We start from the raw sequence: 6,882 nt of genomic DNA, 5'->3' as shown, positions 1-6,882 counted from the left end.
CCCACAACCGCGGGGCAGGGCCCGGCAGGGAAGACCGGGCAGCGCCGGGTTGGCGATCCATCAGTATACCGGGCCCGGCCGCTCCAGCGGCCCAGGCGGGTTCAGCGGATCTGCTGACCCAGCCGGATCGACTGCAGACGGTCCTGCGCGGTGCGCGCGGCGTCGGAGCCGGGATACGTGGACACGACCTGTTCGAGGGTCGCCTGGGCCTGGTCGACCTTGCCTTCGCCGTACTGGGAAAGGCCGATCTTGAGCAGGCCACCGGACGCCTTGTCATGGGTCGGGTAGCGCGAGATGAGGTCGCGGAACTGCGCCTCAGCCAACGGGAAATTGCGGGTGGCGTAATAGCTCTCGCCCAGCCAGTACAGCGCGTTGGGGGTATAGACGCCGTTGGGGTACAGCTCGAGGAAGCTCATGAACAGCTGCGCCGAGTCGTCGTACTTGCCGGCCTTGAGCGAATCGAAGGCGACATTGTAGGCGGTGCGTTCATCGCCACTGGCGGCCAGGCTGCCGGCATCGCCGTGCACGCTTGGCGGCCGCTCGGAAGCGGCCGTTGCCGGTTTCGGGGATGCAGCGGGGGCAGGCGCGGCTGCGGCCGGGGCGGCAGGAAGCACGGGGGCTCCACCTTCCAGGCGGTTCAGGCGGCTGTCCAGGTCCAGATACTGGTCCTTGGCGGACTGCTTGAGCTGGTCATTGTCGTGCTGCAGCTGCTCGACCTGCGACTGCAGGGCCTGCAACTGGGTACGCAACTGATTCAGCTGGTTGAGCATGTCCATGTTGGACTGGTTGTTGTTCGCCTGCTGCTCAAGCGCGCCGACGCGGTCGGCCAGACTCTGGCGCTGCGCATTGGCCGGTGCGGCAGCCACGAGGGCTGCCGCAACGATCATCGATAGAAATCGAAAGCGCATCTATTACTGAGCCGTGTACACGATCTCGACGCGACGGTTCTGCGACCAGCAGGACTCGCCCGACTCGGTGCAGACCGGACGCTCTTCACCGTAGGACACGACGGTCAGCTGCGAAGCCGAGCCACCGTTGGCCTGCAGTGCCGAGGACACGCCGTTGCCACGACGCTCGCCCAGAGCCTGGTTGTAAGCACGCGAACCGCGCTCATCGGTGTGGCCCTGCAGGGTCATGCGCGAGGACGGACGGTCACGCAGGTACTTGGCGTGGCACGCCATGATGGCCTGGAACTCCGGCTTGACGCTGTCCTGGTCCAGATCGAAGTACACCACGCGCTGGCGCAGGCAGGAATCGGTATCCAGATCACCCGGACCGTACAGACCCGAAGTGGACGGGCCGGTCGGAGCGGTGGTGCTGCCGGTATCAACCGGGGCAGCCGGCACTTCCTTGACCTTCTTGGAACAACCGGCCAGGGCGGCCACGGACAACAGGGAGACAAGCAGAACGCGGGTGGTCTTGTTCATGGCGATACCTTTGAGGCTCCTAAAGCCGGATGAGGGATGAATACGGCGAAATCTTAACACTCTGTTAGCGCTTTGTACGGTATGGCGACCAAGAAGGCTCACGAACATCACCGTCGGCCAGAACCAGCCGCTGGCGCACGCGCGCATCGGCCGATACGGCGTACAACACTCCACGACCACCCTCACGGGCGGCGTACAACACCATGCTTGCGTTGGGCGCGAAGCTCGGCGATTCATCCAGCGACCCTGGCGACAGCGTGTTCCAGCGGGCCGAGCCCGTACTGCTGTCCATCATCGCGATCTTGTAGGTATTGCCGCTGCCCTGGGCGACCACCAGCTTCTTGCCGTCGTAGGACAGGCTCGGGGTGGCGTTGTAGTTGCCCTGGAAGGTCACGCGCGAGGCGCTGCCACCGCTGGAGGCCACCTGGTAGATCTGCGGGCGGCCGCCACGGTCGGAGGTGAAGTAGACGCTGCTGCCATCCGGGCTCCAGGTCGGCTCGGTATCGATGGCGAAGTGGTTGGTCAGCTGGGTCAGCTGCTTGCTGCCCAGATCCATCACGTAGATTTCCGGGTTGCCACTGCGCGACAGCGACAGGGCCAGGCGGCGGCCATCGGGCGAGAACGACGGGGCGCTGTTGATGCCGCGGAAGCTGGTGACCAGTTCACGGGCACCGCTGGAGATGTTCTGGATGTAGATCGCCGAGTTGCCGCGCTCGAAGCTCACATAGGCCAGCTTGTTGCCGTCCGGGCTCCAGCTCGGCGAGAGCAGCGGCTCGGCCGAGCGCACAATGGTCTGCGGGTTGAAGCCGTCCGAATCGGCCACCATCAGCGCATAGCGCATGGCATCGCCCTTGCCGCTGGCGGTCACATAGGCGATGCGGGTCCAGAAGGCGCCGCGGACACCGGTGATCTTTTCGTAGATGGCATCGGCCATCTGGTGGGCGACATCGCGCATGGCGTTGCCACGGGCGGTCATCGCCAGGCCCAGCAGGCGCTCGCCCTTGGGCACGTCGTACAGCTCGTATTCGACGCGGTAGGCGCCAGCGCCGGCGTCCATCACCCGGCCGACCACGATGTAGTTCTGCTTCAGCGCACGCCAGGTGGCGAACTGGATCTCGCTGCCACGGGTCGGCTTTTCGACGATCTGGGCTTCCGGCAGGTTGCGGAACTGGCCGGAACGGTCCAGATCGGCACGCACCACGGCGGCCACATCGGTCTGCGGTGCACCGGCCGACCCCTGGTACGGCATGGGGACGACGGTGATCGGCGTGGCGGAGGCATTGCCGCCAATGATGTCGATATCCAGCCCCTTCTGCTGCGCCATGGCAGCGAAGGGCAACAACAGGGCCGCAACAACGGCAAGCCAACGAGGCATTTTTTTCATGGAGCGCTCAATAGGGGGAAACCAGAACGAGGGATAACAGGACCGCGGTGAACAGTTTCGCAATCATGAACCAAGGCCGTGTGAATTCCGAGTCACCTGGCGCACAAAACTCACACACCGTTAACCCCTTCAGGCGCCGTTGGGCTGCGCAACGGCGGGCGGTACGCGCCTGCGACGACCGCTGATCCGGCGGGATCAGCGGCCTGCCTGGTCAATCCTGGGCGGTGAACGTGAAGTTGATGGTGCGCGCGAATACCGACTCGAAGCCGCGGTACGGCAACGGCTGGGCATTCAACACGGCGGCCTCGATCGAACGGCGGCCTGCCTCGTCGAACGGGCAGCTGCCGCTGACCTTGGCCTGGATCACCTGTCCACCCGGAATCTGGGTGATCGAGACCTGGCAGCGCTGGCCCAGCGGCACCGAATCCGGACGGGTCCACTGTGCGGAGACCTTCTGCTGGATGGCCGCCGCGTATTTGGCGCTGAGATCGTCACTGGTGCCACCGGCACCGGCGGCCGGCTTGGCGGCACCGGTCGCCCCGGCGGTCGAGGCCGAGGCATTGGCGGCACGCGCGGCCGTGACCTGGCGCAGCTTCTGTTCGGCCAGCTTGGCTTCGTTCTCGGCCTGGGCGCGCTTGCGGCGGATTTCGGCAAGCTTCTTGTCGCGCTCGGCGTCGGCCTTGGCATCATTGGCCTTCTGTTCCTGCTCGGCCAGCTTCTTCTTTTCCGCCTCTTCCTGCTGTTTGGCCAGGCGCAGCTTCTGCTCGGCCTGTTCCTGGCGCTTGCGCTCGGTCAGGTCGATCTGTTCCTGGCGGCGCTTGGCTTCCTGCTCCTGCTTGGCCTTTTCAGCCGAGATCGCCAGCGCGTTGACCGCTTCCTGATCGACCGTATCGGGCTGGGCGATGCGCTCCTGCGCCTGCGATTGCTGCGGCGTCGGCGCGTCCTGCGGGCGCGGCTCGGGCAACGGCTGCGGCGGCGGCACGGTGTCTTCCGGAATCGGCTCGGGCTCGGCGACCGGCTCGGGCAGGTCCGGCAGCGATTCGGAGGCACGCAGGGCCTGGCGCGCGGCCGAGGCTTCGGACGCGGACAGCTGCAGGCTGGCTTCGATGGCCGGATCGCCCGCGGCCGCTTCGGTGGTGCGCTGCGGCGACCACAACCAGGCGGCGATGAAGATCAGTGCCAGCAGCAGATGGACGCCGAGCGCCAGCGCGATCGGCAGGCCCCACTCCTCATCCCGTGCGCGCTGCGGTGGCAGGGCTTCAGTGTGCATCGGTCGCCAGGCCCACCTTTTCCACGTTGGCGCGCTTGATCACGTCCATGGCCGCGACCACCTTTTCATAGGCCACGGCCCGGTCGGCGGCGACGATCACGCGCAGGTTCTTGTCCTGCGAGGAAAGCGCGGACAGCTGGGCCTGCAGGCGGGCCGCATCCATCGGCTCCGGGTCCTTGGCCTCGGGCAGCTTCAGGCTGAGCTGGCCATCCAGGCGGACGGACACGACGACCGGATCCTGCTTGCTCTCCAGGGCCTTGGCCTGGGAGGTCGGCAGATCCACTTCAAAGCTCAGCGTGAGCAGCGGCGCGGTCACCATGAAAATGATGAGCAGCACCAGCATGACGTCGATGTACGGCACGACGTTGATTTCGGATTTGAGCTTTCGGCGCTTGCGGCGGCCAATGGCTGCGGTCATGGCAGGACTCCTGTGCTGGGCGCTTACTCGTCGCCTGCGGTCTGGCGCTGCAGGATCGAGCTGAACTCTTCTGCGAAGGTTTCAAAGCGCACCGACATGCGCTCCACGCGGGTGGTGAAGCGGTTGTAGGCCCACACGGCCGGGATCGCCACGAACAGGCCGATCGCGGTGGCGAACAGGGCTTCGGAGATGCCCGGGGCAACCGAGGCGATACCGGCCTGCTCACCGCTGTTGATCATGTCGTGCATGGTCACCATGATGCCGAACACGGTACCGACCAGGCCCACGTACGGGGCGGTCGAGCCGATGTTGGCCAGCAGCTCCAGGCTGCGCTCCATCTGGTCCACTTCACGCGTATAGGTGGTGCGCATGGCGCGCTGCGCACCCTCGAGCTGGGCCCGGCCATCCAGCCGACGCTTGTCGCGCAGGCGGGTGAACTCGCGGAAACCGGCTTCGAAGATCGCTTCCAGGCCGCCGACCTTGCGGTTGCGGTCGGTCGCCGAGCTGTACAGCTTGCCCAGGTCCGCACCGGACCAGAAGCGACTTTCGAACTCGTCGGCCTCACGGTTGGCGGCATTGAACACGCGCGCCTTGCGGAAGATGATCACCCAGCTGATGAACGAGCCGGCCAACAGCAGCAGCACGATGATCTTCACCGGGATGCTGGCCTTGATCATCAGGTCCAGGTAATTGATGCCACCGCCATGCGCGGCTTGGGCGACAGTCTGCGCCGCGGCGCTGGTGACTTCCTGCGGCAGCGCTTCGGTCACCGTGGCCTGCAGGGCCAGGAGCATTACGATCATCCGTTGTTCCTCAGTGTGCGGATTCTGGAAATTCGAGGTGTTTCAGCGCGGCATGCAGTGCATCGTCCATGCCACGCGGTTTGAAGGTGGTTGCATCCAGCGCGGCGATCTTCACCTGCGCGGTCAGCAGTGTCTCATCGCCCCGATGGACGGCCTGGGCGAACACCATGCTGGCGCGCTTGCACTGCACCAGCGTGGCGGTGACCGCCAACGCATCATCCAGACGCGCCGGCTTGAGGAAGTCCATGGACATGCTGCGTACCGCGAACACCAGGCCGTGGTCGCAGCGCATGCGCTCCTGACCATACCCCAATGCCCGCATCCATTCGGTGCGCGCCCGTTCCATGAAGGCCACGTAGCGGGCGTGGTACACCACCCCGCCAGCGTCGGTATCTTCCCAGTAAATGCGTGTCGGCCAACTGAATCGGGGCTCAATCCGGGGCTCAACCGACATCCGGGACCTCCGCGAACAGGTCCGCCGGCGGGTTTTTCGGCTTCAGCCCCATGTGCCGGTAGGCCTTGTGCGTGCACATGCGGCCCCGCGCGGTGCGGATCAGGAAACCCTGCTGGATCAGGTACGGCTCGACCACGTCTTCCAGCGTGCCACGCTCTTCAGACAGGGCGGCCGCCAGCGACTCGATGCCGACCGGGCCACCGTCGAAGTAATCGACCATGGTCCGCAGCAGGCGCCGATCGAGCTCGTCGAAGCCCTCCGGATCGACCTTGAGCATCTGCATCGCGGCCTGGGCAACGTCCTGATCGATGTGGCCCGCCGCCTTCACCTGGGCGAAGTCGCGCACGCGGCGCAGCAGCCGGTTGGCGATACGCGGGGTGCCGCGCGAGCGCCGTGCGATCTCGGCCGCGCCTTCGGCGGTGCAGTCGATGTTGAGGATGCTGGCCGAACGCCGGACGATCTTGGTGAGCTCTTCCGGCGTATAGAACTCCAGCCGGTGCACGATGCCGAAGCGGTCGCGCAGCGGCGCGGTCAGCAGGCCTGCACGGGTGGTCGCGCCGATCAGGGTGAACGGCGGCAGATCGATCTTGATCGAGCGGGCCGCAGGGCCCTCACCGATCATGATGTCGATCTGGAAATCTTCCATCGCCGGGTACAGCACTTCCTCCACGACCGGCGAGAGGCGGTGGATTTCGTCGATGAACAGCACATCGTGCGGCTGCAGATTGGTCAGCAGCGCAGCCAGATCGCCCGCCTTTTCGATCACCGGGCCGGAGGTGACGCGCAGCGCGACCCCCAGCTCATTGGCGATCACATGGCTCAACGTGGTCTTGCCCAGACCCGGCGGCCCGAAGATCAGCACGTGGTCGAGCGCGTCGCCACGGGCCTTGGTCGCCTCGATATAGATCGACAGCTGCTCGCGCACAGGGGCCTGACCGAGGTAATCGGCCATGCGCTTGGGGCGGATGCTGGCGTCGGTGCCCTCGTCTTCGCGGGTGGCACCGGCGGCGATGATGCGGTCGTCGGTCATTCGGCAATTATGCGGCAAAAGCGGCGCGATCCGCGCCCCGTAGTGCCGGCCGCTGGCCGGCTCCTCATGACATCTGCATCCCGCGGAGCCGGCCAG

Annotated in this window: 8 protein-coding genes; all 8 read right to left on the bottom strand. The window is 65.9% G+C overall.

Features of this window, described 5'->3' with window-relative positions; all coding sequences use genetic code 11:
- Positions 1-101 precede the first annotated feature (101 nt).
- On the bottom strand, positions 102-908 hold the full coding sequence (gene ybgF, locus QMX81_RS20030; RefSeq protein WP_193222762.1) for a tol-pal system protein YbgF: 807 nt from the start codon (positions 906-908) through the stop codon (positions 102-104).
- Positions 909-911: 3 nt separating this feature from the next.
- Positions 912-1,427, bottom strand: a complete 516-nt coding sequence (pal, locus tag QMX81_RS20025; protein ID WP_121039134.1) for a peptidoglycan-associated lipoprotein Pal — start codon at positions 1,425-1,427, stop codon at positions 912-914.
- A 64-nt stretch (positions 1,428-1,491) separates the two neighbouring features.
- Positions 1,492-2,811: a Tol-Pal system beta propeller repeat protein TolB gene (tolB, locus tag QMX81_RS20020; RefSeq protein ID WP_046272625.1), complete on the bottom strand. Its 1,320-nt coding sequence runs from the start codon at positions 2,809-2,811 to the stop codon at positions 1,492-1,494.
- Positions 2,812-3,022: 211 nt separating this feature from the next.
- Positions 3,023-4,081, bottom strand: a complete 1,059-nt coding sequence (gene tolA / locus QMX81_RS20015) for a cell envelope integrity protein TolA (RefSeq protein ID WP_121039137.1) — start codon at positions 4,079-4,081, stop codon at positions 3,023-3,025.
- Positions 4,071-4,499 carry a protein TolR gene (tolR, locus tag QMX81_RS20010; protein ID WP_121039140.1) on the bottom strand — a complete coding sequence of 143 codons (429 nt, stop codon included), beginning with the start codon at positions 4,497-4,499 and terminating at the stop codon, positions 4,071-4,073. Before tolR ends, tolA begins: the two co-directional genes overlap by 11 nt.
- 23 nt (positions 4,500-4,522) lie before the next feature.
- A complete protein-coding gene (tolQ, locus tag QMX81_RS20005) occupies positions 4,523-5,302 on the bottom strand; it encodes a protein TolQ (RefSeq protein ID WP_282264120.1) in 780 nt (259 codons plus the stop codon).
- 10 nt (positions 5,303-5,312) lie between these two features.
- The gene (gene ybgC / locus QMX81_RS20000; RefSeq protein WP_121039146.1) at positions 5,313-5,756 is read right to left on the bottom strand and encodes a tol-pal system-associated acyl-CoA thioesterase; all 444 of its coding nucleotides are present in this window, start codon (positions 5,754-5,756) and stop codon (positions 5,313-5,315) included.
- Entirely contained in the window at positions 5,746-6,786 is a 1,041-nt protein-coding gene (ruvB, locus tag QMX81_RS19995; RefSeq protein WP_121039149.1) for a Holliday junction branch migration DNA helicase RuvB, read from the bottom strand. Before ruvB ends, ybgC begins: the two co-directional genes overlap by 11 nt.
- Between the last annotated feature and the right edge of the window lie 96 nt (positions 6,787-6,882).

Origin of the sequence: Stenotrophomonas sp. PS02301 (assembly GCF_029959485.1) — a bacterium.
Taxonomy (GTDB): Bacteria; Pseudomonadota; Gammaproteobacteria; order Xanthomonadales; family Xanthomonadaceae; genus Stenotrophomonas; species Stenotrophomonas maltophilia_Z.
Note: the sequence above shows the minus strand (reverse complement) of the source record. Positions and strands in the feature narration are given on the sequence as shown.